26 protein-coding genes are annotated in these 21854 nt (G+C 64.4%); 9 read left to right on the top strand and 17 right to left on the bottom strand.

Annotated elements, in window-relative coordinates; all coding sequences use genetic code 11:
- The 6 genes from ABZF37_RS05080 to ABZF37_RS05105 all read right to left on the bottom strand — a co-directional run.
- On the bottom strand, window positions 1-1088 hold a 1088-nt coding region (locus tag ABZF37_RS05080), incomplete at its 3' end, for a ribonucleotide reductase N-terminal alpha domain-containing protein (protein WP_372717446.1).
- A gap of 282 nt (window positions 1089-1370) precedes the next feature.
- On the bottom strand, window positions 1371-2021 hold the full coding sequence (gene yrfG, locus ABZF37_RS05085; protein WP_372717448.1) for a GMP/IMP nucleotidase: 651 nt from the start codon (window positions 2019-2021) through the stop codon (window positions 1371-1373).
- Window positions 2018-2320 carry a DUF167 domain-containing protein gene (locus ABZF37_RS05090; protein WP_372717450.1) on the bottom strand — a complete coding sequence of 101 codons (303 nt, stop codon included), beginning with the start codon at window positions 2318-2320 and terminating at the stop codon, window positions 2018-2020. Before ABZF37_RS05090 ends, yrfG begins: the two co-directional genes overlap by 4 nt.
- Window positions 2317-2910, bottom strand: a complete 594-nt coding sequence (locus tag ABZF37_RS05095; RefSeq protein WP_372717452.1) for a YggT family protein — start codon at window positions 2908-2910, stop codon at window positions 2317-2319. The genes ABZF37_RS05090 and ABZF37_RS05095 overlap by 4 nt, the downstream gene beginning before the upstream one ends.
- Before the next feature lie 3 nt (window positions 2911-2913).
- Entirely contained in the window at window positions 2914-3735 is an 822-nt protein-coding gene (gene proC / locus ABZF37_RS05100) for a pyrroline-5-carboxylate reductase (protein WP_372717455.1), read from the bottom strand.
- A 47-nt stretch (window positions 3736-3782) separates the two neighbouring features.
- The gene (locus ABZF37_RS05105; protein WP_372717518.1) at window positions 3783-4484 is read right to left on the bottom strand and encodes a YggS family pyridoxal phosphate-dependent enzyme; all 702 of its coding nucleotides are present in this window, start codon (window positions 4482-4484) and stop codon (window positions 3783-3785) included.
- A gap of 122 nt (window positions 4485-4606) precedes the next feature.
- Here ABZF37_RS05105 and ABZF37_RS05110 point away from each other — a divergent pair, with 122 nt between their 5' ends.
- Together ABZF37_RS05110 and ABZF37_RS05115 are read left to right on the top strand one after the other, a co-directional pair.
- A complete protein-coding gene (locus tag ABZF37_RS05110; RefSeq protein WP_372717457.1) occupies window positions 4607-5644 on the top strand; it encodes a type IV pilus twitching motility protein PilT in 1038 nt (345 codons plus the stop codon).
- Between the two features lie 51 nt (window positions 5645-5695).
- Entirely contained in the window at window positions 5696-6892 is a 1197-nt protein-coding gene (locus ABZF37_RS05115) for a PilT/PilU family type 4a pilus ATPase (RefSeq protein ID WP_372717520.1), read from the top strand.
- Window positions 6893-6907: 15 nt separating this feature from the next.
- Here the strand turns inward: ABZF37_RS05115 and ABZF37_RS05120 are convergent, their stop codons facing one another.
- The 3 genes from ABZF37_RS05120 to ABZF37_RS05130 are packed head-to-tail and all read right to left on the bottom strand — an operon-like array spanning window position 6908 to window position 9733.
- On the bottom strand, window positions 6908-7870 hold the full coding sequence (locus ABZF37_RS05120) for an NAD(P)H-dependent flavin oxidoreductase (RefSeq protein ID WP_372717459.1): 963 nt from the start codon (window positions 7868-7870) through the stop codon (window positions 6908-6910).
- Window positions 7871-7880: 10 nt separating this feature from the next.
- Entirely contained in the window at window positions 7881-8375 is a 495-nt protein-coding gene (locus tag ABZF37_RS05125; RefSeq protein WP_372717461.1) for an aromatic-ring-hydroxylating dioxygenase subunit beta, read from the bottom strand.
- A complete protein-coding gene (locus ABZF37_RS05130; RefSeq protein WP_372717463.1) occupies window positions 8372-9733 on the bottom strand; it encodes a Rieske 2Fe-2S domain-containing protein in 1362 nt (453 codons plus the stop codon). Before ABZF37_RS05130 ends, ABZF37_RS05125 begins: the two co-directional genes overlap by 4 nt.
- Window positions 9734-9966: 233 nt before the next feature.
- Between ABZF37_RS05130 and ABZF37_RS05135 the strand changes: the two genes are divergently transcribed.
- From ABZF37_RS05135 to ABZF37_RS05145, 3 genes are all read left to right on the top strand, one after another.
- Window positions 9967-10764 (top strand): class II aldolase/adducin family protein, encoded by a 798-nt coding sequence (locus tag ABZF37_RS05135; protein WP_372717465.1) that lies wholly within the window; start codon window positions 9967-9969, stop codon window positions 10762-10764.
- Window positions 10765-10833: 69 nt separating this feature from the next.
- Window positions 10834-11229 (top strand): DUF4345 family protein, encoded by a 396-nt coding sequence (locus tag ABZF37_RS05140; RefSeq protein ID WP_372717467.1) that lies wholly within the window; start codon window positions 10834-10836, stop codon window positions 11227-11229.
- 65 nt (window positions 11230-11294) lie between these two features.
- Complete coding sequence (locus ABZF37_RS05145) at window positions 11295-11666, top strand: nuclear transport factor 2 family protein (protein ID WP_372717469.1); 372 nt, start codon at window positions 11295-11297, stop codon at window positions 11664-11666.
- 24 nt (window positions 11667-11690) lie between these two features.
- Here the strand turns inward: ABZF37_RS05145 and ABZF37_RS05150 are convergent, their stop codons facing one another.
- The 4 genes from ABZF37_RS05150 to lipA are packed head-to-tail and all read right to left on the bottom strand — an operon-like array spanning window position 11691 to window position 14611.
- Window positions 11691-12344, bottom strand: a complete 654-nt coding sequence (locus ABZF37_RS05150; protein ID WP_372717471.1) for a sulfotransferase family protein — start codon at window positions 12342-12344, stop codon at window positions 11691-11693.
- Between the two features lie 39 nt (window positions 12345-12383).
- Window positions 12384-12896: an NUDIX domain-containing protein gene (locus ABZF37_RS05155; protein ID WP_372717473.1), complete on the bottom strand. Its 513-nt coding sequence runs from the start codon at window positions 12894-12896 to the stop codon at window positions 12384-12386.
- A gap of 2 nt (window positions 12897-12898) precedes the next feature.
- Complete coding sequence (locus ABZF37_RS05160) at window positions 12899-13654, bottom strand: YdcF family protein (protein ID WP_372717476.1); 756 nt, start codon at window positions 13652-13654, stop codon at window positions 12899-12901.
- A 3-nt stretch (window positions 13655-13657) separates the two neighbouring features.
- Window positions 13658-14611: a lipoyl synthase gene (gene lipA / locus ABZF37_RS05165; RefSeq protein ID WP_372717522.1), complete on the bottom strand. Its 954-nt coding sequence runs from the start codon at window positions 14609-14611 to the stop codon at window positions 13658-13660.
- A gap of 102 nt (window positions 14612-14713) precedes the next feature.
- Here lipA and ABZF37_RS05170 point away from each other — a divergent pair, with 102 nt between their 5' ends.
- Window positions 14714-15385, top strand: a complete 672-nt coding sequence (locus ABZF37_RS05170; protein ID WP_372717478.1) for an NnrU family protein — start codon at window positions 14714-14716, stop codon at window positions 15383-15385.
- Between the two features lie 48 nt (window positions 15386-15433).
- On the opposite strand, the gene ABZF37_RS05175 is transcribed toward ABZF37_RS05170, so the two are convergent.
- Complete coding sequence (locus tag ABZF37_RS05175; RefSeq protein WP_372717480.1) at window positions 15434-15844, bottom strand: carboxymuconolactone decarboxylase family protein; 411 nt, start codon at window positions 15842-15844, stop codon at window positions 15434-15436.
- A 149-nt stretch (window positions 15845-15993) separates the two neighbouring features.
- Here ABZF37_RS05175 and ABZF37_RS05180 point away from each other — a divergent pair, with 149 nt between their 5' ends.
- Window positions 15994-17319, top strand: a complete 1326-nt coding sequence (locus ABZF37_RS05180; protein ID WP_372717482.1) for a transglycosylase SLT domain-containing protein — start codon at window positions 15994-15996, stop codon at window positions 17317-17319.
- A gap of 135 nt (window positions 17320-17454) precedes the next feature.
- On the opposite strand, the gene ABZF37_RS05185 is transcribed toward ABZF37_RS05180, so the two are convergent.
- Window positions 17455-18549: a succinylglutamate desuccinylase/aspartoacylase family protein gene (locus ABZF37_RS05185; protein WP_372717484.1), complete on the bottom strand. Its 1095-nt coding sequence runs from the start codon at window positions 18547-18549 to the stop codon at window positions 17455-17457.
- A gap of 265 nt (window positions 18550-18814) precedes the next feature.
- On the opposite strand from ABZF37_RS05185, the gene ABZF37_RS05190 reads away from it, so the two are divergent.
- Window positions 18815-19120 carry a hypothetical protein gene (locus ABZF37_RS05190; protein ID WP_372717486.1) on the top strand — a complete coding sequence of 102 codons (306 nt, stop codon included), beginning with the start codon at window positions 18815-18817 and terminating at the stop codon, window positions 19118-19120.
- A 353-nt stretch (window positions 19121-19473) separates the two neighbouring features.
- Here ABZF37_RS05190 and ABZF37_RS05195 read toward each other — a convergent pair whose 3' ends face one another.
- Together ABZF37_RS05195 and ABZF37_RS05200 are read right to left on the bottom strand one after the other, a co-directional pair.
- Window positions 19474-19908: a hypothetical protein gene (locus ABZF37_RS05195; protein ID WP_372717488.1), complete on the bottom strand. Its 435-nt coding sequence runs from the start codon at window positions 19906-19908 to the stop codon at window positions 19474-19476.
- Window positions 19905-20342: a hypothetical protein gene (locus ABZF37_RS05200; protein WP_372717490.1), complete on the bottom strand. Its 438-nt coding sequence runs from the start codon at window positions 20340-20342 to the stop codon at window positions 19905-19907. The genes ABZF37_RS05195 and ABZF37_RS05200 overlap by 4 nt, the downstream gene beginning before the upstream one ends.
- Window positions 20343-20520: 178 nt before the next feature.
- Between ABZF37_RS05200 and ABZF37_RS05205 the strand changes: the two genes are divergently transcribed.
- Window positions 20521-21819: a Rieske 2Fe-2S domain-containing protein gene (locus ABZF37_RS05205; RefSeq protein WP_372717492.1), complete on the top strand. Its 1299-nt coding sequence runs from the start codon at window positions 20521-20523 to the stop codon at window positions 21817-21819.
- Window positions 21820-21854 lie beyond the last annotated feature (35 nt).

Raw genomic sequence — 21854 nt, forward strand, 5'->3', positions numbered from 1 at the left:
CCCTCGGCGCCGGTGTGGTGATCCTGCCCGTTGACGCGCGCCAGGAACGGCGTGCCGATCAGGTCCGCCACCTGGCGCGGGCCGGTGGCGGTCTGCACCCAGGTATCGGCCGTCACGCACGGGTTGGTGGCGCGGATGTTTTCGCAGAACCAGTTGTTGTTAAGGTCGTTGTACTGGTCGATGAGGATAAAGCCCGGCTCGGCGTAGTCGTAGGTGGCTGCCATGATCAGATCCCACAGCCGGCGCGCCTTGATGGTCTTGTAGACCCGGCAGGCGACCAGACCCTGGTCGTCGACGATGTAGCCGCGGTGAGTCGGCCATTCGCGCCAGATGATGTTGTCGGCGGTGTGCACGTCCAGGCCGTCGGTCTCGGCCTCGTGGCGCGCGACAGGGAACGCAAGCTGCCAGTCGGCGCCGGCCTTGACCGCCTCGATGAACTCGCGCGTGACCAGCAGCGACAGGTTGAACTGGCGCAGGCGGCCGTCCTCGCGCTTGGCACGGATGAAATCGACCACGTCCGGGTGGCCGACGTCGAAGGTGGCCATCTGCGCGCCGCGCCGACCGCCGGCCGACGACACGGTGAAGCACATCTTGTCGTAGATATCCATGAACGACAGCGGTCCGGAGGTGTACGAGCCGGCACCGGTCACGTAGGCGCCGCGCGGACGCAGGGTGCTGAATTCGTAGCCGATGCCGCAGCCGGCTTTCAGCGTGAGGCCGGCTTCGTGGACCTTCTGCAGGATGTCGTCCATCGAGTCCTCGACGGTGCCCGACACGGTGCAGTTGATGGTGGAGGTGGCCGGTTTGTGTTCCAGGGCGCCAGCGTTGGAGGTGATGCGTCCGGCGGGGATGGCGCCCCGGCGCAGCGCCCACAGGAAACGCTCGTGCCAGTGCTCGCGCAGGTCCGGGGCTTCGGCGTCGGCCAGGGCCCGCGCCACGCGCTGGTAGGTCTCGTCCACGCTGCGGTCGATGACCGTGCCGTCCTTGGTCTTGAGGCGGTACTTCTTGTCCCAGATGTCCAGCGACGCGGTCTGGACCGGTACTTCCGCGTTGTGCGCTGGAGCGTGAATAGCGACGACCTTATTCATTGATGTCTGGACTCCCCTTGATCACGACTGTTTATTGGTGGCGCGGTATCCCGTGACGCTGGCTGACGAACACAAGATGTTGTGAAGGAGGGGTGACCTTACGCGCGCCCGGCATGCGTCGTCAATGGTAGCGGGAAAAAATATTTTTTATTATTAAATACAGTTAGTTATGAAATACTATTGATAAACATTCGATATCGTCGGGCGCACGGTTCTGGTGCGCTCTGGAAAGGCCTTTAATCACAATATGTTGTTACCGCGCCGACGTCTGTCGGCCGCTTTTCAGGGCAGCAATTGCTCGAAACCTTCCAGCATCGGCAGGTCGGTCAGGTGCTGCGGCGCGGCGCGCGAGTCCGGCTGTGCCACCGCCAGTACATGGGCAACGCCGTAGTCACGGGCGGCACGCAGGACGTGCGGATTGTCATCAACCAGCAAGGTGCGCAGCGGATCGAAGCTGTGCAGCGACTGCAGCCTGGGCCAGAAAAGCGGGTCTTCCTTGGGCAGGTGCAGGTCGTGGGCGCAGACAATCTCGTCCAGCCACGCGGTCAGGCCGGTACGTGCCAGCTTGAAGTCGAGCCCACTGCGGTGGGAGTTGGTGACCAGCACCCGCTTTTTGCCGGTTGCACCCAGCCACAGCAAAAACTCCGACACCTGCGGGCGCACGCTGATCAGGTGCGCGAGTTCCTCGTTCAGCGCCGCCACGTCGAGCTCAAGCAGCTCGCTCCAGTAGCTCATGCAGTAGAAGTCCAGCGTGCCGCGACGTTGCTCGGCATGGTTGTGGATGACGCTGCGCGCGCTGAGCAGGTCGAGCCCGCGCCGCTCGCCCCAGGTGCGCGGCAGGTGATCGAACCAGAACGCGTTGTCGTAGTGCAGGTCTAGCAGCGTGCCGTCCATGTCCAGCAGCACGGTGTCGATGCCCGCCCACTCGATCATCGCGTTGCCGTCAGTCCTGCCAGGCGCGGCTCGATCTCCACCCCGGCGTGCAGGCGAACGGTCTTGCGCCGCGCCGTATCGCCGCTTGCCAGCGCCAGTGCGCGCCGCGGCAGCTTCAGGCGCCTGGCCAGAAAATCAAGCAGTGCGGTGTTGGCGGCGCCGTCCACCGGCGCCTGCGTGAGGCGCAGTTTCAGGCGTCCATCGTGCAAGCCGGCCAGTTCGGTGCGCGCGGCGCGCGGCTGCACCAGCAGATCGAGCAGCCACGCCTCGTCCTGGCGTCGATACGGCAGGGCGTTCACAGACCCTGCACCATGATCACCGCCGCGGCTCGGGTCAGCGGCTGCACCAGCAGGATATTGGCAAGCTGAACCGCCACCAGCGCCAGGAGCACGGACAGATCCAGGCCGCCCATCGGCGGGATGATGCGCCGCAACGGCGCCAGCAGTGGTTCGGTGAGCTGCTCCAGCAGCTGCAGCATGGGGTTGTAACCGGTACCGGCTGACACCACCCAGCTGGCTACCGCCCGCACGATCAGCAGCGACGTCAGCATCAGCGTCAGCAGCGCCAGCGATTGCGCCAGCGCCATCAGCAAGGCGCCCACCACGCCTGGCAGATAGCCGCGCAATCCGCTGAGCGCATAGACCTCCAGCAGTTTTATCAGCAGCAGCAGCGCCACGAGGGCGGGCTCGACCCTGGCGCGCATCGGCAGCACGCGGCGCAGGGGTTTCAGTACCGGCTGGGTAGCCTTGTAGACGAACTGCGACAGCGGATTACGAAAATCGACGTCCATCGCCTGAAACAGCAACCGCAGCAGTACCAGCGCGGCATACAGGCCAAACGCGCTTTGCACCAGAAACAGTGCCGCCTGGGTGGCAGGTGAGTACACCATGGGTCAGGCCTGCGCTTGCTGGGCCAGGCCCACGGCGCGGTCGCGCGCGGCGGTCAGGGCGCGCTCGAACAGTTCGCCAAGGCCACCCTGTTGCAAGACCTCCAGCGCCGCCTGCGTGGTGCCACCGGGGGAGGTGACCTGCACGCGCAAAGTCGTCGGATCGGTGCCGCTCTGGGTGGCCAGCACGGCCGATCCCAGCGCCGTTTGCAAGGTAAGTTCGCGCGCCACCCTGGCCGACAGACCCAGCGCGACACCGGCCTTCTCCATCGCTTCCATGACCGCGAAAAAGTAAGCCGGACCGCTGCCGGAAACCGCCGTTACCGCATCCAGCAGGGCTTCGTCATCTACCCACAGGACGGCGCCCACGGCGCGCAGGATGTGCTCTGCCTGCTCGCGCTGGGTGTCCGATACGCGTGGGTTGGCGTGTAGCGCGCTGATGCCCTGGCGCACCAGTGCTGGCGTATTGGGCATGCAGCGCACCACCGGAAAATCACCGCCCAGCCAGGCGGCAATATCGGCTTCGGTAACACCGGCGACGATTGAAATAATCAGCGGCAGCGTTGGCCCGAAATGCCCGGCCAGATCCTGCGCCACGCTTCTGAGCACCTGCGGCTTTACGGCCAGCAGAACCACACTGGCGCCCGCGACCAGATCGGCGCCCTGCGCCGAGGTGGTCATGCCAAATTCCCGCGCCAGCGACTCGCGCCGGCCGGCATCCGGTTCTGCTGCCGCCAGCCGCTGCGGCGGCGTGCCATCGGCAATCAATCCGCCCAGCAAGGCGCGGCCCATGTTGCCGCCTCCAATGAATACCCATTCGCCCGCCATTCATCGGTTCCCGTGTTGTGCCCGTAAGTCGAGCCTGGAATGCCTGGTCACGTTCTTAAAACTGCCCGCGCCGGGCGCGGGCCAAACAGCGCGCTGCCGATTCGCGTGATCGTAGCGCCTTCCGCAACCGCCGCTTCAAGATCATCGCTCATGCCCATCGACAGCGTGTCGAGTTCAAAGCCTTCCCCACGCAGTCCCTGCCACAGCTCGCGCAGAGCCCGCAGCGGGCGACGCTGCGCAGCAAGGCCGTCGGCCCGCGCTGGAATGCTCATCAAGCCCCGTAATCGCAGCTGTGGCAACGCTTGCACAGCCTGCGCCAGGACGGTGACCGTGGCCGGCGCGATGCCGGCTTTGCTGGTCTCGCCGTCGATATTGACCTGCAGGCAGACGTTCAGTGGTGGCATGTGCTGCGGGCGAGCCCGGGCCAGGCGCTCGGCCTGCACCTCGGACGCCAGTGTGTGTACCCAGTCGAAGCGGCGTGCGACTTCAGCGGCCTTGTTACCTTGCACGGGACCGATGAAATGCCACTCCAGCGGCAGATCCGCGCACGCATCCTGCTTCGGGCATGCTTCCTGCAAATAGCTTTCACCAAAAGCGCGCTGGCCAAGGGTCGCCAGTTCGCGAATTGCCGATACCGGCTGTGATTTGCTGGCCGCCAGCAGGCGCACACTACCCGCTGCACGCCCATACTGGCGCTCGGCGGCCCCAAGACGTTCCCTGACGGCACCCCAGCGCACTGCCAAGGGAATTAAAGAATTTGCAGCAGCGGCAGATGTAATGGCATAACCCCGCAAGCGGTCGCGGTGCAGTATAGCAGCGGCCTTTTACTCCCCTTCCGCGCACATCAGGTTTTTGCGAGGCCCGGCATACGATGGACATTACCGAACTGTTGGCCTTCACGGTCACCAACAATGCATCCGATCTGCATCTGTCGGCAGGCATGCCGCCAATGATCCGTGTCGATGGCGATATACGGCGCATTGACCTGCCGGTACTGGACCACACGCAGGTCCACGACATGGTGTACGACATCATGAGCGACCGTCAGCGCAAGGAGTACGAGGAGTTTCTGGAAACCGACTTCTCGTTCGAGATTCCGGGACTGGCACGCTTTCGCGTCAATGCATACAACCAGCACCGCGGCGCCGCGGCGGCGTTTCGTAATGTGCCGAACGCGATTCGCACGCTGGAAGACCTCGAGGCGCCGCAAAATTTCTCCGAGCTGGCCATGATGCCGCGCGGCATTGTTCTGGTGACCGGCCCCACCGGCTCGGGCAAGTCCACCACCCTGGCTGCCATGGTCGATGAGAAAAACCGCGCCGAATACGGGCACATAGTCACCATTGAGGACCCGATCGAGTTCGTGCACGAGAGCAAACGCTGCCTGATCAACCAGCGCGAGGTGCACCGCGACACCCACGGTTTCAGCGAGGCGCTGCGCTCGGCGCTGCGCGAGGATCCGGACACTATCCTGGTCGGCGAGCTGCGAGACCTGGAAACCATTCGCCTGGCGCTGACGGCGGCGGAGACCGGCCACCTGGTGTTCGGCACCCTGCACACCAGTTCGGCCGCCAAGACCATCGACCGCATCATCGACGTGTTTCCGTCGGGCGAGAAGGACATGGTGCGCTCCATGCTGTCCGAGTCGTTGCGCGCGGTGATTGCGCAAACCCTGCTCAAACGTGTCGGCGGCGGCCGGATCGCCTCCCACGAGGTGATGCTGGGCACCCCGGCCATTCGTAACCTGATCCGCGAAAACAAAGTGGCGCAAATCTACTCGGCCATCCAGACCGGCCAGGCGCATGGCATGCAGACCCTTGATCAGTGCATGCAGAAACAAGTGCAGCTGCGACTGATAAGCCGGGAGGATGCCTCCGCGCGCGCCATCAACAAGGACCTTTTCCGTTAGTTGGACCGCATTCCTGCGCCGTCCCACTGACCTGCCTCGGAGCTTGCCATGATCGATTTCGCCACGCTGCTGCAGATGATGGTCGACCAAAACTCGTCTGACCTGTTTGTCACCGCGGGTGTCGCGCCCAGCATCAAGACGCATGGGGTCGTGAAGCCGGCCTGCGAGGAGAAATTCGGTCCCGAAGACGCGCGCGAGATGTGCTACGGCATCATGAACGAGCGTCAACGCACCCAGCTCGAGAACACCTTCGAGTGCAATTTCGCCATCGGCGCCCGCGGCATCGGCCGCTTCCGCGTCAGTGCGTTTGTCCAGCGCGGCAACATAGGCATGGTGGTGCGCAAGATCGAGACCACCATCCCGACGCTGGAAGACCTGCAGGTGCCGCTGGTGCTGCAGGAGATCGTGCAGATCAAGCGGGGTCTGGCGCTCATGGTCGGCGGGACGGGTACCGGCAAGTCCACCACGCTGGCAGCCATGGTCGGTTATCGCAACCACAACAGTACCGGCCACATCATCACCATCGAGGATCCGGTCGAGTACCTGCACGACCACGCCGGCTGCATCGTCACTCAGCGCGAGGTGGGCGTGGATACCATGTCCTTCGAGGACGCTCTCAAGAACACCCTGCGTCAGGCTCCGGACGTCATCCTGATCGGCGAAATTCGTACCCGCGAGACCATGGAACACGCCATTGCGTTTGCCGAAACGGGCCATCTTTGCCTGGCCACGCTGCACGCCAACAACGCCAATCAGGCGCTCGATCGCATCATCAATTTCTTTCCCGAGGAACGCCGCCAGCAACTGCTGATGGATCTATCACTGAACCTCAGGGCAATCGTGTCGCAGCGCCTGTTGCCAACGGTGGATGGCAAAGCCCGGCGAGCCGCGGTGGAAGTGATGCTGGCAAGTCCGTTGATTTCGGAACTGATACGCAAGGGCCTGGTCCACGAAATCAAGCCGATCATGGCGCGCTCGAACGAGCTTGGCATGCAGACCTTCGATCAGGCCCTGCACGCCTTGTACAGCGAAGGCGCCGTCAGCTATGAAGAGGCCATTGCCAACGCCGACTCGGCCAACGATCTGCGATTGCTGATCAAGCTTGAAAAGGACGGATCGGCCGCGGCTCTGGCACAGGAGGCAGGCAAGTTTTCGCTGCGCGAGGAGCCGAAAAACGAGCCGGCGCCGTTGGTATTCAGCCGCCCGGCGGCGTCGATTGCCCGCCCAGGGGGCGATCAGTCCAGCTGACCCGGCTTCGGCCTCTCAGCCGCGCGGCAACCGCGCCAGCGCCAGCCGGGCCTCGTCCATCAGATCGGCGACGATGGCCGCCGCCGGCTTTATGGAGTGCACTCCGCCACAGCTTTGTCCGGTAGGCAGGCAACCGCGGTCCGGATCGTCGCTGGTGCCAAGCAAGTCCAGCACGCCCTCGCGTAGCGACACTTCCATTTGTTGCGGAAACGGCAGGATTTCTGCCTCCCGACCGAGCCAGGAGTCGGTGTAGCTGTTGCGCAGACCGCGCATCTGCTTGCCGCTGTAACAGCGCGTAAGGGTGGTGTCGGTGGCGCCGGCCGACACGATGCGCTGCTTCCATGATTCGAGTGCGTGGGCCTCGGTGCTGGCAATGAAGCGCGTACCCAGCACGACGCCCTGCGCGCCCATGGCCAGCGCCGCCAGCAACTGGCTGCCATGGGCGATGCCGCCGGCGGCCAGCACCGGCGTGTTTTCAGCCACCGCCACCACCTGGGGCAGCAGACTGAAGGTGCCGATGTTGCCGGTATGGCCACCCGCATCGGTGCCCTGGGCGACGATGAAATCGACACCGGCAGCCACGACTTTCCGGGCATGCCGCGGTGCGCCCACCATGGCGCCCACCTGCATGCCGGCGGCGCGTAACTGTGGCAAAAGTTCGAGCGGCAAGCCAAGCGCCGACAGAAAAATCGGGCAGCCCTCGTCGAGCATCACCTGGATCTGCGCATCGAACACGCCAGGCATCGGCACCAGCAGATCGAGCGCCCAGGGTCGCGAGGTCAGTGCCTTGATTTCCTGAATGTGTTCGCGAATCTGCGCCGGCTCCAGGCCCGCGGCGCCGTAAACGCCGAGGCCGCCGGCGTTGCTGACGGCCGCCACCAGCTTTGGCCAGGACACGCCGCCCATGCCGGCCAGTACGACCGGCAAGTCGATACCCAGCTGTTCGCAAAACGGCGTTCGCAGAGTGTCTTGCGTCACGATGTTGGCCTCACACCAGGTAAAAATCGAGCAGGGTCGGGATGTAGTCGTTCTGCACCACGATTTTTTGCCGTGCTACGCGCCACTCGCCATCCTCGCGGCGCAACTGGTGGTGGTAGTGGCCAAAAAACGCCTGCGATTGCGTGCGCCAGTGGTAGTCCACCCGAAAACAGGCAAACAGGGCGATGGCATCGTCGCTCGCCTGCTCCACTGTGATGTTGGTGATGGCATGGCAGGTGCGGGGCAGTGGATCGGACGCCACCGAGGTGCCCGACTCCACCCGCCACACGCGGTCGGCCAGGCGCGAGCGCAGGTCGTAGTAAATCAGCGACACCTCGCTGTCAGGGTCTTCGGTCAGGCGGTTCTCGGTCACCCAGGCGGGCACCCAGTACTCGCAGTCCTCGCAAAACAGGGCCAGCCAGTCCGCCCAGCGCCGTTCGTCGAGCAGCCGTCCCTGCCGGTACAGCAGCGCCGAACCGACCGCCAGTGCCTGCTGCGGGCTCACGCCGTGGCCTCGGTTCTCAGACCCGCCTGCAGACGGCGCAGCCACTCGCGGTAGCTGCCGTGAAACACCGTCTCGTCCTGCATGTCCGAGCGCCCGCTGCTGGAGGTCAGCGGCGCCAGTCCGAGCTCGTTGGCGTACGCGTCCGGGCCGCTGATGACGTTGGCAAGGCCCCGGCTGTGGCCAAGCCCCACCGCCGGTCCGCCGCGAGCAGCGAACCCCGCCTGACAGGACTCGTACACGCGCGAGTCGTCGGGTGTGGCAAGGCCGGTCGGGTTGAAGAAATCCTCGAACTGGTGGATGCGCAGCTTGCGCAGGTCCTTCGGTTCGCCCTTGGGGCCGAGGCAGAAGCTGCGCATCTCGGTGCGGTCCACCGCCAGCGGGCGCATGACGCGCATTTGAATACAGGCATTGCAGGAAAACTGAAGGTTCGGAAATACCGTGAAGTTGACGGTCTTGAGCATCAGGTCGGCGCGCACCTTGCCGACGCGCTTCACCAGCGCGTCGTACTGGTGATACAGCGGCCGTATCTCCGGGTGGGCGGTTTCGATCCAGATTGCGGCATGGCCATGTTTGAAGGTGTAGCTGCCGGACGGGATGGCCGGATCGACGAAGTCGGCAATGTCGATGTTGCGAAACTGGCCGCCGCCGCTGGCACGCGAGGCGGCAATGTTCATGAAGCTCGGGTGCGTGGAGGTCAGGTGGTAGGCGTCCAGGCAGTTCTCGAGCTGCATTTTCCAGTTGGCGTCGTAGGTGTAGTACGAGCGACCCGGGATGACCTCGGTACCGTGCTGCGACTGGTCCACGATCATGTCCAGGAAGGTACTGATGCCGGCGAGGTGTTCTTTCAGGGGTGGCACGTCGGGATTGATGCTGCCGAACAGGAAGCCGCGGTAATTGTCGAACCGCGCCAGCGGCGGCAGGCGCGTATTGGCCTGCTCGAAATGCGACGGATACGCGCCTTGTGCGCGGTCTTTTACCAGCACGCATTCGCCACGGCTGTTGAAGGTCCAGCCGTGGTAAGGGCAGACGTGGAACTTGCGGTTACCGGACTCGTTCTGACACACCTGCGCACCCTTGTGCGGGCATACGTTCAGGAATGCGCCCAGCTGGCCGCGGTCGTCGCGTTGCAGCAACACCGGCTGGCGTCCGACGTAGCTGGCCAGGTAATCCAGTGGTTGCGGAATCTGTGTCTCGTGCGCCAGGAACACCCAGCTGGCCTCAAACACGTGGCGCATCTCCAGCTCGAACAGGGCCGGGTCGCGGTACACGTCGCGGTGTACCTCGAACACTCCGGTGGCCGGGTTGTCGCGCACATAGCTTTCCGGGGCCAGCACCAAGCTGTCGTTGATGGCATTCATCGGCGTTCTCTCCTGGTCGCTTTGCGTCCCGTTGCGGCGCGGATTAACTCGCGTCGCTTGGGGTGGTGTCCGAATGCCGTCCCTGGCCCGTCAACTCTAACGATCGTAAGGTAAGCGCGGCAAGCGCCTCAAGTTGGGGCTATGCTTACGCGCCAGGGCGCAGTCAGGATCGAAAGCCCGCCGCGCAAGGGCCAGGGAGGGCTCGATCAGAGCCACAGCGAGGAACATAGCCCATGAACAAGCCCCACGATTTTGACCTGCCGGCCGGTATCCGTCGCGATCTGTGCGCTCCCGAAGAGTGGCAGGTGCGGGTGGAACTGGCCGCCGCCTATCGCCTGGCGGACCGCTTCGGCTGGTCAATGCTGATCTTCAATCACATCACGGCGCGCGTGCCGGGCGCGGACGAGCATTTCCTGATCAACAACTTTGGATTGATGTACGACGAGATCACGGCTTCCAACCTGCTCAAGATCGACCTCGATGGCAACGTGGTGGGCGACTATCGCGGCGAGACCCGCGTCAATCGGGCCGGTTATGTCATCCACAGTGCCGTCCATGCCGCCCGCCACGATGTGCAATGCGTGATGCACACCCATTCGGTGGCCGGCGAGGCGGTGGCAAGCATTGAGCCGGGCTTGCTGCACATCAACCAGGACTCGATGCAGCTGACCGGACAGGTGGCTTACCACGACTTCGAGGGCCTGGCGGTCGACGACGCCGAAAAGCGCAGCCTGGTTGCCGACCTTGGCGACAGGAATGTGCTCATCCTGCGCAATCATGGCCTGATGACGGCCGGTAGCAGCGTCGGCGAGGCATTCATGCTGATGTGGCTGCTTGAGCATGCATGCCGCACGCAAGTGGCGGCCCTGTCGATGGGACAGCCGCTGCACGGTTCGCAGGATATGCTGACCCGCATCGCCAACCTGGTTCCCCAGCAGCAGTACGTTATCACCCCGACCGGGCTTGGCGGATTACCCTTTCGCTCTTTGCTGCGGTGGCTGGATCGGCACGATTCGAGCTACCGGGACTGAACCGGCGTTTCGGGCCGGAGATAAACTGCCACCGGTGTTGTTAACTGGCTGATTAGAGGAGGGACTCCCATGGCGCTCGCCCGCTTCGTGCTGATCTTCACTGGCTTGTCGTTTTTCGGTTACGCCATCGCTTGCTTTATCTACCCGGTGGAGGTTGTCGGTCGCTTTACCGGTTATGGACTGGACGCTGCCGCCGGATTGGTGGAGGCGCGCGCCATGTATGGCGGCCTGCAGGCCGGCTTTGGATTGTTCTGCCTGCTGGCCGGGTTCCGGCGCGAGTGGACGCAAGCCGCTCTGACCGCCATCGCGTTGGTGATGGGTGGGCTGGTATTGGCGCGCAGCGCGGCCATGGGTCTGCATGGTGTGGTCGGTGCACACCCCGGCGCGGCAATTTATGAGGGTATTACCACCGCGTTGGCGCTGCTGGCATTGACCCGCCTGCCGCGCCAGCGGGGCGACCTGTGATGGCCTGGGCGCGGCGCCTGGTTCTGTTATTCGTTGCCATCAGTGGCACAGCCGGAGCTGATCCCATGCAGGATGTATTCGCAGCCGATGACGCCCGCACTGCGGCGTTGATTGCCGCTGACCGCCCGGCGCTGGAGCGCACGCTGGCCAGGCAGTTGCATTACGTACACAGCAATGGCTTGGTGCAGGATCGGGCCGCTTATCTTGATGCCGCGGTCGGGGGTGCCATGCAATACACCACCATCACTTCGCTGCAACGGCAGGCACGCCCACTGGCGGATGCGGTGGTGGCGCTGACCGGTAGCAACCATGTCGAGGTCGTCCTGGACGGCAAGCCGCTGCAAGCCAACGTGCTTTATACGGCCATCTATGTGCAGGAAGGCGGCGCCTGGAAGCTGTCGGTCTGGCAGTCCACCCCGGCGCCAGCTCGCCCCTGAGCCACGCCGGACTTCAAGGCGGCGTCATGCGGATCCGGGGGCGGGCGTGTGGTACCGCTCGGCATGGGTGCTCAGCAACTGTTCGCGCGCATTGACCCGGGGAAACGGTTCGCTCGGCACCGGTACGGCCAGGAAATCGCACAGAGGCGCCCATCCCTGTGCCACGTCGTAGACCAGCAGCCGGTCGGGTCCCAGCGCTGCCTGCACGGCGCGGTTGTGGCGTTGATAGACGCCGATCAGGTGCTCGCGATCATCCAGTTCGTTGTCAAATGTTCGCTGTTGCACGATGTCGCGGGCCATCGCGATTTGCTGGCGCGCCGCCACGTCGTCAGGGGTTATCGTTGCCCTCATGAAGCGGAATAGCGTACTGCTTATGCTGGCGTGCCAGCGATCGGCGTCGCGGACGGTCAACACCACCTTGGCCTGCGGGTAGTGGGCGGCAAGCTCCCGCCAAAAATAGCTCGCCGGCCAGTCCACTGCTGCGCCAAACTCACCCAGCAAGCTGTCCCAGTCGCTACGCTCGCCGGCGGCAAACTGTTGCCAGGCCGGCGCATCGTCCACCCGCGCCAACACCTGCATCATGTGATAGCACGGACCAAAACCGAGCCGCTCCAGCGCGGTCATCAGCGACATCGTGCCAGTCCGTCCGAGCCCGGCGCCGATCACCTGCAAACTCATCCTTACGTTTCTCCTGAATTCACAAGTCGCCGATGCGGTTCAGCGCCGGATCACCTGCTGCTCGGCGAAACCGGCCAATGCCTGGTCCACACGACCGAATTCCCGCAACTGGGTTAGCGTGGCCAGGGTCGGACGGATCAGGTGCAGCCCGCCGTGGCCGGCCCGCGCCAGGGCATCCTGCGGCGTCAGCCACAGAAAATCCACCGCCTCGACGCCATCGATACGCACCGTGTGGCAATGATTCGCGTCGGCGATAAAAAACCAGGTCGCGAAGCGGCGCACCTGTCCGGGCGGAGTGGTCCAGTGCGCCACCTCCACCAGGCTGCTGGCCGTCAGTGTGATGCCGGCTTCCTCGGAGGCCTCGCGCACCGCGGCCTGGCGTGGCGCGCTGGCCGTACCGTGAGCATGATCACCGGCATCAATGCGTCCGCCTGGAAAGACCCAGGCGCCAGGGGCAAATGCCAACTGCGGGCTGCGTTGCAGCAACAGTACTTCCAGCCCCTTCGCGCCGTCGCGTAGCGGTGCCACGGTAGCGGCCGGTTGTGGCTGCATGTTCACCAACCGATGCTGTAACGCAGGCGGTACCAGGCGCTGCCAAGATACTCGTGCACGGCCCACGTTGAGTGTTCGAGCGCGCTTGCGCTGGGCAGCCAGTCCAGGCTCGCGGGCCGGCGCTGGGCGCCCACCAGGGTCGGCGCTGGCAACACCTGGAAACCGACCTGCTCGAAAGCGGCCACGGCGCGTGGCAAATGCCAGCTGTGGCTGACCAGCGCCACGCGCTCGATGCCGCTGGCGGCCAGCATATGGCGCGCAAAACGGGCATTCTCATACGTAGTCAGCGCGCGGCCTTCGATCCAGCGGGCGCGCACGCCAAACTCGAGCAGGGTGTTGGCCATGTACTGGGCGCCAGGGGACTGGCCGTCGGGGCCGCCATCGGTCACCAGCACGGGGAGGCCGCTGTCACTCGCCAGGTGAGCGCCATAGCGCAGCCGCTCCAATGCCAGGGATGTCACCGTTCCGCCGCCGTAGTCGGCCAGGCCGCGCTGCGCGCCAGCACCAAGCACAACGATCGCCTGCGCTGATTTGATGGTGACCGGGTCGATCGTTGGATAACGATTCAGGGAATCGAGCAGGGCCTGGCTCACCGGCCCGCTAGAAAGCAGCAGGATCAATCCGGCACAGGCCAGACACAGGCGACGCGCCAGGTCCGGCCAGCGGCGCACGCTCAAGGCCGCCCCCAGCGCCAGCATGGCAAACAGCCCCGGCGGCGTGACTAGCGACGCCAGTGCCTTGACGGCCAGAAATTCCACTACTCAGCCTACCGCGTGGCCTTCGGCCTGCAAGTCGGCGTGGTAGGAAGAGCGCACCAGCGGCCCGCTGGCAACATTGGCAAAGCCCATCTGCCGGCCGCGCTCGGCCAGCTCGACGAAAGTCTGTGGCGGTACATAACGGCGCACCGGCAGATGATGCTGGCTAGGCGCCAGATATTGACCGATGGTCAGCATGTCGACGTCGTGGGCGCGCAGGTCAGCCATGACCTCCAGCACTTCATCGTCGGTTTCGCCCAGGCCCAGCATCAGACCGGATTTGCTCGGCAGCGCGGGAAATTCCGCCTTGAAGCGTTGCAGCAGTTCCAGCGAGGCGGCGTAGTCGCTGCCGGGACGCGCTGCCGCATACAGGCGCGGCACGGTCTCGATGTTGTGGTTGAACACGTCCGGTGGTGCCGCGCGCAGGATATCGATGGCCACGTCGATGCGGTGCCGGAAGTCCGGCACCAGTACCTCAATCGTGGTCGCGGGCGAGTGCTCGCGCACCGCCTGGATGCATGCCACAAAGTGACCGGCACCACGGTCCGGCAGATCGTCGCGGTCGACCGAGGTAATGACCACGTACTTCAACCCCAGCGTCGCCACCGCGTCGGCCAGGTGGGCCGGTTCGTCGGCGTCGAGCGCATCCGGCTTGCCGTGCGCCACGTCGCAGAACGGACAGCGGCGGGTACATTTGTGGCCCATGATCATGAACGTCGCCGTGCCCTTGCTGAAGCACTCACCGATGTTGGGGCACGACGCTTCTTCGCACACCGTATGCAGGGCGTTCTCGCGCAGCAGCGTCTTGACCCGGTTGAAGCCGGGGCTGGCCGGCAGGCGCACGCGAATCCAGTCCGGCTTGCGCAGCACCTGCGTCGCGGGTTCCACCTTCACCGGTATGCGCGACACCTTGTCCAGACCGCGTTGGCCGAGTTTGCGGGAGCTTGTCACCAAATCAATCCTGCTCAGAATCGCGGGTAGCCAAGTGTACTGCGCGGGGCTTAGAGTGCCGACCGCTGGAGAATGTCCGCACAAACCCGTTCGACCGGAAGGAGGCTACGAATGGAATCGCTGATCGCCGCCACGGCACTGTTCCTTGGCATGCACTGGATCGTCTCGGGCAGTCCGCTGCGCGGTGTCATCGTCGCCCGTACTGGCGAGGGTCCGTTCAAGGCCATGTTTGCGCTGACCATAGCCGTCAGCCTGGCCTGGATGGGCATCGCTTACGCCCGCGCGCCTTACCTGGAAACCTGGGGCACCGTCGAGGCGTTCAAGCCCGCAAGCTGGATGCTGATGGCGCTGGCGTTCGCCATGTTCGGTGCCAGCATAACGGCCAGGAATCCGACCACGCTGGGCGCGGTGCCGCCGGATCAGGTCGAGGCGCGCGGCATCGTGCGCATCACCCGCCACGCCGGACTGTTCGCGCTGGGTCTGTGGGGGCTGGCGCATTTTCCGGTCAACGGCGACTGGGCCTCGCACCTGCTGTTTGGCAGTTTCGTCGTGCAGGGCCTGATCGCGCCGCTGAACCTGGACCGCAAGTACCGCAAGCGCCACGGCGCGGCCTGGGAGGTATTCGCCAAACAGACCTCCTACCTGCCATTCGTTGCCATCTGGCAGGGCCGCAACCGGCTGGTCCTGGGCGAGATCAACTGGTTGGCGGTGGCTGGCGCGCTTGGCCTGTTTGGAGTGACCTTGGCCTATCACCAGGCCTGGTTCGGTGCATCGCCGTTCTGAGACCGGCGGGCGGACAAGCCTTCCATGGCTTGCCCTGCCGATCGGTGGCTAGTTGCTGACGCCTTGCGCGTCGCGGGCGTCAAACACCTGTTCCAGTACCTTGATGCCGTTAATGGCGGTCGGAAAGCCGACATAAACCGCCTGCTGCGACACGGCTTCGACGATTTGTTCCCGCGTGCAGCCGATGTTCAGTGCCACGTTGGCGTGCAGCTTCAGCTCCAGCTCGGCACCGATCGCGGTCAGCACGGCGACGTTCAGTAGCTCGCGTGTCTTGGGGTCCAGGCCCGGGCGCGACAGCACGTCACCGAGCACAAATTCCATGGCCTGTCGCGCCATGTGTGGCGCCACCTTGTTCAAGGTGTTCATGACCGAGTCGGTCACACTCGGGCCTTTGGAGAACTCGGCTATCTTGTCCTGGCCCATCTTGTAGCGGACTTCGTTCACATAATCGGTAGTCATGGGGTTTCTCCTTAATTCAGTTATGGCTCTGCTTGAAAGACGCCGAAGCCGGCGCTCGACACACTGTGACACGAAGCTGGCCAGCCCGGCCAACGCCCGTGACCAGCGCGTTTAGAATGCCTGTTGTCCCTTTCTGGAGTCTGAAGCCGATGGCGGCGTGCCGCTTGTTTTGCCTGCTACTGCTGTGCCTGGTTGCCGGCGCTCACGCTCAGCCGGGTGCGCTGCCGCGACCGGCGTCGCTGGAGCCGGCGGTGCGGTTCTGGAGCCGGGTGTTCAGCGAAGTCGATACGCACGGCGGCCTGTTGCACGATGACCGCCACCTGAACGTCGTCTATGGCACCGTGCACTGGTCTGGGGAACTGGACCGCCAGCAACGCGAACGGCATGTCGAGCCGCGCCGCGCTGCCCTCCGCCAGCGCGTGCTGGCACTGGCGGATGGTAGCGCCGACCTGTCCGATCCGCAGGTGCGTCAGGTACGCGCGCTGTGGCAGGGCGCAAGCGCCGCCGAACTGCGGGAAGCCGCCGGCCGGGTGCGCTTTCAGCTCGGTCAGGCCGACCGCTTCGCCGCCGGCATGCGTCGCTCTGGTGCTTGGGAAGAGCACATCCGGCGAACGCTGCGCCAGTACGGTGTGCCGCAGGAAATCGGCGCCCTGCCGTACGTGGAATCGGGCTTTGATCCGATGGCCGGCTCGCACGCCGGAGCGGCTGGCTTGTGGCAGTTCATGGCCAGCACCGGGCGCGAGTATCTGCGCATAGACCGTTACGTGGACGAACGCTACGACCCGCACACCGCCACCGTCGCCGCCGCCCGCCTGCTGCGGGGCAATTACGACGCGCTTGGCACCTGGCCATTGGCTCTGACGGCGTACAACCATGGTCGCGGTGGCATGCGCAAGGCGGTGCAACGCATGGGCACCACCGATATCGGCACGCTGATAGAACGCTACGACGGCCCCTACTTCGGGTTTGCCTCACGCAACTTCTACCCGACTTTCCTGGCTGCGCTTGAGTTGTCGTCGGCACCGGAAAAGCACTTCGGCCCCATCGTCAAGGTTGCCCCGGTGCAGGGCCACGTGGTCACCCTGCCGGCCTTCCTGCCCCTGCGGTCGGTCGAAAGTGGCCTGGGTATCGACCGCAGCGCCCTGCGGGCACTCAATCCGGCCCTGCGCTCGACGGTATGGGACGAAACTCAGTTGTTGCCCAAGGGCTATGAGCTGCGTTTGCCGGCCGGCAGCGTCAACGCCGACACGCGCATTGCCCAGATCAGTCGTCGCGCGGGCCAGGCAGCGCCGCTGACGGAAACTCGCCATCTGGTGCGTCGCGGCGAGACGCTGAGCGGCATCGCCGCCCGTAATGGCATCAGTACCCGCCAGCTGGCGGCGCGTAATGGTCTCAAGCCCACCGCGCACCTGCGCATCGGCCAGGTACTGAAGCTGCCACCCACCCGACCAGGGGTGACGTTACGTCCCGAATGATGACGACCGGCTAGCGCGCCTGCGGATGCGTGCGCATACGCAGTGTCCGGGTTGTTCAGAATTGCCGGTGAGCGCCGTCACTCTTGTCTTCACGTGTCGACGGGCGAGGGGTCAGCTCGCCCTGGTGCACGAAAACTACTCGTCGGAATGGTCCGTGTCCGAGCTCGCGTCGTCGGTGATGTCGTCCTGCGCCGGGTCGCTTGTCGCGGCGGGTGAAGTTGTCACAGGCGTTGCTGAGGAGTCGTCCGTGCTCGGCTGGGCCGCCGTCTCCACGATTTCGGCTTCTGTGCGTTCGATGCCGATGCGGAAGACCGCATAGCCTGGGCGCACCATCTGATTCACCGCCATGCCGATGACGCGCCCGGCCTGGGGTGCGATGACCTGGCTGCGGCTGTTGCTGATAGGGTCGGTAACGGCGCCCAGTGATTGCCCGGCGCTGACACTGTCTCCGAGCTGAACCGCGGCCATCAGGATGCCACCCCGGCTGGCCCGTACCCAGACGGACTCGTAGTAGACCGGTTGCGGGTCGCGCCAACGCCAGGATTTCTTCACCATGCGCAGGTGGGCCATCAGGCTCTTTACAGCCTTGGCGCCGTGACGGACCTCATCGGGCTGCAGGCGCATCGGTTCCCCGGCTTCCAGCACCACGGCGGGAATACCCGCATCGGTCGCGGCCCGACGCAGGGTGCCGATCGCGCCCTTGTCATCGAGAACCGCGGTGGCGCCAAAGCCATGAGTCAGATGAACCACCTTTTTCTTGCTCAGATCGGCGCGCAGCTGGGGCAGGTTGGTGCGGTGGAAGGAGCCGGTGTGCAAATCCACCAGCGCATCGCAGTGCTCAATGACGCTGGTAAAGAACGAGTGGGCAATACGCGCCGCCGAACTACCGTCGACGATGCCGGGGAAATACCGGTTCAGATCGCGGCGGTCCGCCAGGTAGCGATAACTGCGCTCGAAGCCATGCAGGTTGGTGATGGGTACGACCACCAGGGTTCCGGCCAGACTCTTGGGCTTGGTCCGGTAGAACACCCGCCGGGCGATTTCCACGCCGTTGATTTCGTCGCCATGGATAGCCGCCGTGACACACAGTACCTTGCCAGGCTTGCTGCCATGGGCGACCAGAACCTGAGCCGCGCTTTCGACACCCGAGTAGTGCTGGTTGGCGAACCAGGACAGCTGGCGCACCTCGCCGGGAGGCACTTCCGAACCGAGCAGCTTGAAAGGCTCCACGGGGGTGACGGTGGGAAAGTCCCGAGTTGGGGCCTTTTTTTTGGTTGCGGCAGGTGCCGGCGGATCGCCGATAGGCGGTAGACCGACATCGTTCGCCCTCGTGGGCCGGGTATCGGCTGACGATGACCGCTTCGAAGCGGCGTCATCGTCCATGGCGCCTGATTCAGCTGCGGAGGAAGACTTCGGCGCTGCGGTCGCTTGCGCCGCCGTGCGGCTGGGTTTTTCGGCTGTTGTGCCGGCGCGCGGTTCTGGGGCTGGGGCTGGCGTGACCGCCGACGCGGCGGACGGCCGTTTGTTGGCGGCTGAATCTGCAAGGTCGCTGGACGGCGGCGCGGTGATCCCTACCGGCGGGGCGGCTTGCTCAGCGGAATCTTCATCCGCCGTTTCCGTGGCAACAGCAGCGTGGCTGAACCAGGCCGCAGCAACTACAAGCGCCGCGACCGGCACCCACCAATACGAACCCGTTCCGGGGAGGACGCGCGTTAAAAACGGCGTTGAGGTTTTTTTTACAGCGTCTGTTTCCGGCATAGCCATCGCGTTCAGTTTCAGTGTCAATCCCTTTGCCATGTAAAAAAGTGGATCGGCGGTTCATGCTCTGGGCGCTGGCGGGTGCGACAACACGCGTGGTCGGCTGTGCAGATCGCCCAGCCGTCCGCACGCGGTTACAGGCTTCCCATGCCGATTGCGGTGCCCCGGGACCGGGCCACGTCGCTGGCGGGCTTGGCGGATTTTGCTGGCATCACCGCTGTCATAAATACTAGCGGCGATCTGGTCGATGATCTTGAACGCGGTGCACGATCCGCGTCGGCACAGCTTAACGCGGGCGGGTTTGGGTCACCAGCATCGGGTGGCGCTCAGCGTGCTGCGTGAGTGTGTCATCGCAAGCTTATTTTGCACCCGGCTGCGCCAGCCGATCGATGTAATCTAATCTTTCCATCGCAAACCGCAGCTCAGGCACGTGTGATTGCTCTGCCGCATCGGGAAGATTATTCCCAGGCCAAGCGTAAAAATAACAAGCAGCAAATAACTTAAAGGCAGGGTGCTCTCGAATTCTTCTGACCCGCATCTAGGGCATGCTTTGTGCTCGATCTGCGGGAACTCCTGTTTCAAATCCTGCTCATATGCCCCGGCGATGTGCGCTGTGAGGATTTTTTTGGCCCCGTCGGCGTTGTGGTGGGCTACCTGAACCTTGACTCCGCCCAAGGCATCCGAAAGCGGCCAGTTCGCCCAGATGTAGTGCTCGTTAAGAATATGGGCCGAAATCCCCTCGGCCTCGAGGCGTCCTTTCGCCAGATGCGCGTCGAGCGGGTTGGTAAAGACACCCACGGTTACGAATTCTGGAACCGGAGGCAGTGTCATCCCGGCGCCAGTGGTATCAGCGCCGCCGGGTCGCGGGCGGTCTGGGGCCAGATAAACACATTCAGGTTCCTGTGCAGCACCACCGGCTGGTAGAGCAGGATATTGTGGTTGGCAAGCGTCCAGCCGTGGTAGCTGCAGGTAAAACGCTGCGCGTTGCCGGAATCAGCGTGGCACACGGTATTGCCGCGAGGCCGGCGGGAATCGGCGACGGCGCCCGCTGGGCTGTGGTCCTGACCAATGACGATGACGGCGTCTTCGCCCATGCGGGTGGTGATGTAGTTACCGGGGTTCGGGATTGGCGATTCATGGGTCAGGAACCGCCAGCAGCGCGCGAAGATGTGCTGCAATTCCTGCTGGTAGATGGTCTCGTTCCAGAAAATAGTGCGGTGCTGCCGTGCGCCGTCTTCGAGAATTAACCCATAGGGTGAATGCATGGGGCTGCCGCGGGGGTGGCCTGGTCCAGTAGACCATTCTGTCCCAAACGGCAATACAAGTCTGAACCGGCCCCCGGTCGACCTCAGGTATCGCGCTCCCGTCACGGCCGACCGAGAATGCACAGGCGTGTTCGGAAGACCGGGCCGGTCGTATGGGTCTTGATGCGGAGATAGCGACATGAATCGGGAAGAAAACGATTTGCTCACCCGAACCGATACGGGCACTGCGATGGGCGCCCTGTTCCGCCGCTACTGGTTACCAGCGCTCACCGTGGAGGAGTTGCCGGAGCCGGACTGCCCGCCGGTACGAACGCCCTTGCTGGGCGAGCGCCTGGTCGCGTTTCGCGACAGCGACGGTCGGGTCGGCCTGCTTGAGGAAGCCTGTCCTCACCGGCAGGCATCGCTCTACTTCGGCCGCAATGAAGCCTCCGGTATCCGCTGCGCCTACCACGGCTGGAAGTTCGACCGGCAAGGACGCTGCCTCGATATTCCGTCGGAACCGTCGGCGAGCGGTTTTCGCGACGCTATCCGGGTCAAATCCTATCCGACGGTCGAGCGCGGCGGCGTGATCTGGGCCTATCTCGGGGCGCCACAGCAACAACCACCGCCACCGGAGTTCGAGTGGGCAACCCTGCCCACGAGTCATCTGTTCGTGTCCAAACGTCTGCAGGAGTGCAACTACCTGCAGGTGATGGAAGGCGGACTGGATTCGAGTCATCTGTCCTTCCTGCACCGGGGGACCATCGGTTCCGATCCGGTCATCGGCATGGGTGGGTCAGGCACTGATTCGCGCATTCTGAAGATCATCGCTGGTGATCCGAATCCGCGCTACGAGACCGCCGAAACAGACGGCGGATTGCTCCTGGGCGCTCGCCGCATTGCGGACCATGGACTCTACTACTGGCGCGTCACCCAGTTTCTGATGCCCTGCTTCAACATCATCGCGCCGACTGGCGACCTGTCGCTGAATGCCCAGGCCTGGGTACCTCTCGACGACCACAACTGCTGGTCATGGGCGGTTAACTACCACGTGGACAAACCCCTGTCCGAGGCCGAGCGGGAGGCCATGCGTCGCGGCGGCGGGCTGCATGTGGAGTTTGTGCCTGGCACCCATCAGGGCCGCGCCAACCGGAGCAACGACTACCAGCAGGACCGTGCAGCGCAAGGCCGCGGCGACAGCTTCACCGGCATTCCGAGCTTCGCGATGCAGGACACCGCCGTCCAGGAGAGCCAGGGACGCATCGCCGACCGGACGCTGGAGAACCTGGTGTCGAGCGACAACGGCATTATCGTGACCCGACGCTTGCTGGCCAGGGCGGCGCGTAGCAGCCTGGCGGGCGGACCGGTCCCCGGGCTCGAACCCGCCAGTCAGGCGGTGCGGGCGGCGTCAATCTTTGCCGCCGAAGACCGCCTGGACCAGGTGCCCAGGGATTCGATGCAGCCGCTGCCTCGGCACGCCAGGGCGTGGGGGGTTTGAATTCAGGCCGGCCGCGGCCGGCAACCCCGACCCGA

It is taken from the genome of Immundisolibacter sp., assembly GCF_041601295.1.
Classification (GTDB): Bacteria; Pseudomonadota; Gammaproteobacteria; order Immundisolibacterales; family Immundisolibacteraceae; genus Immundisolibacter.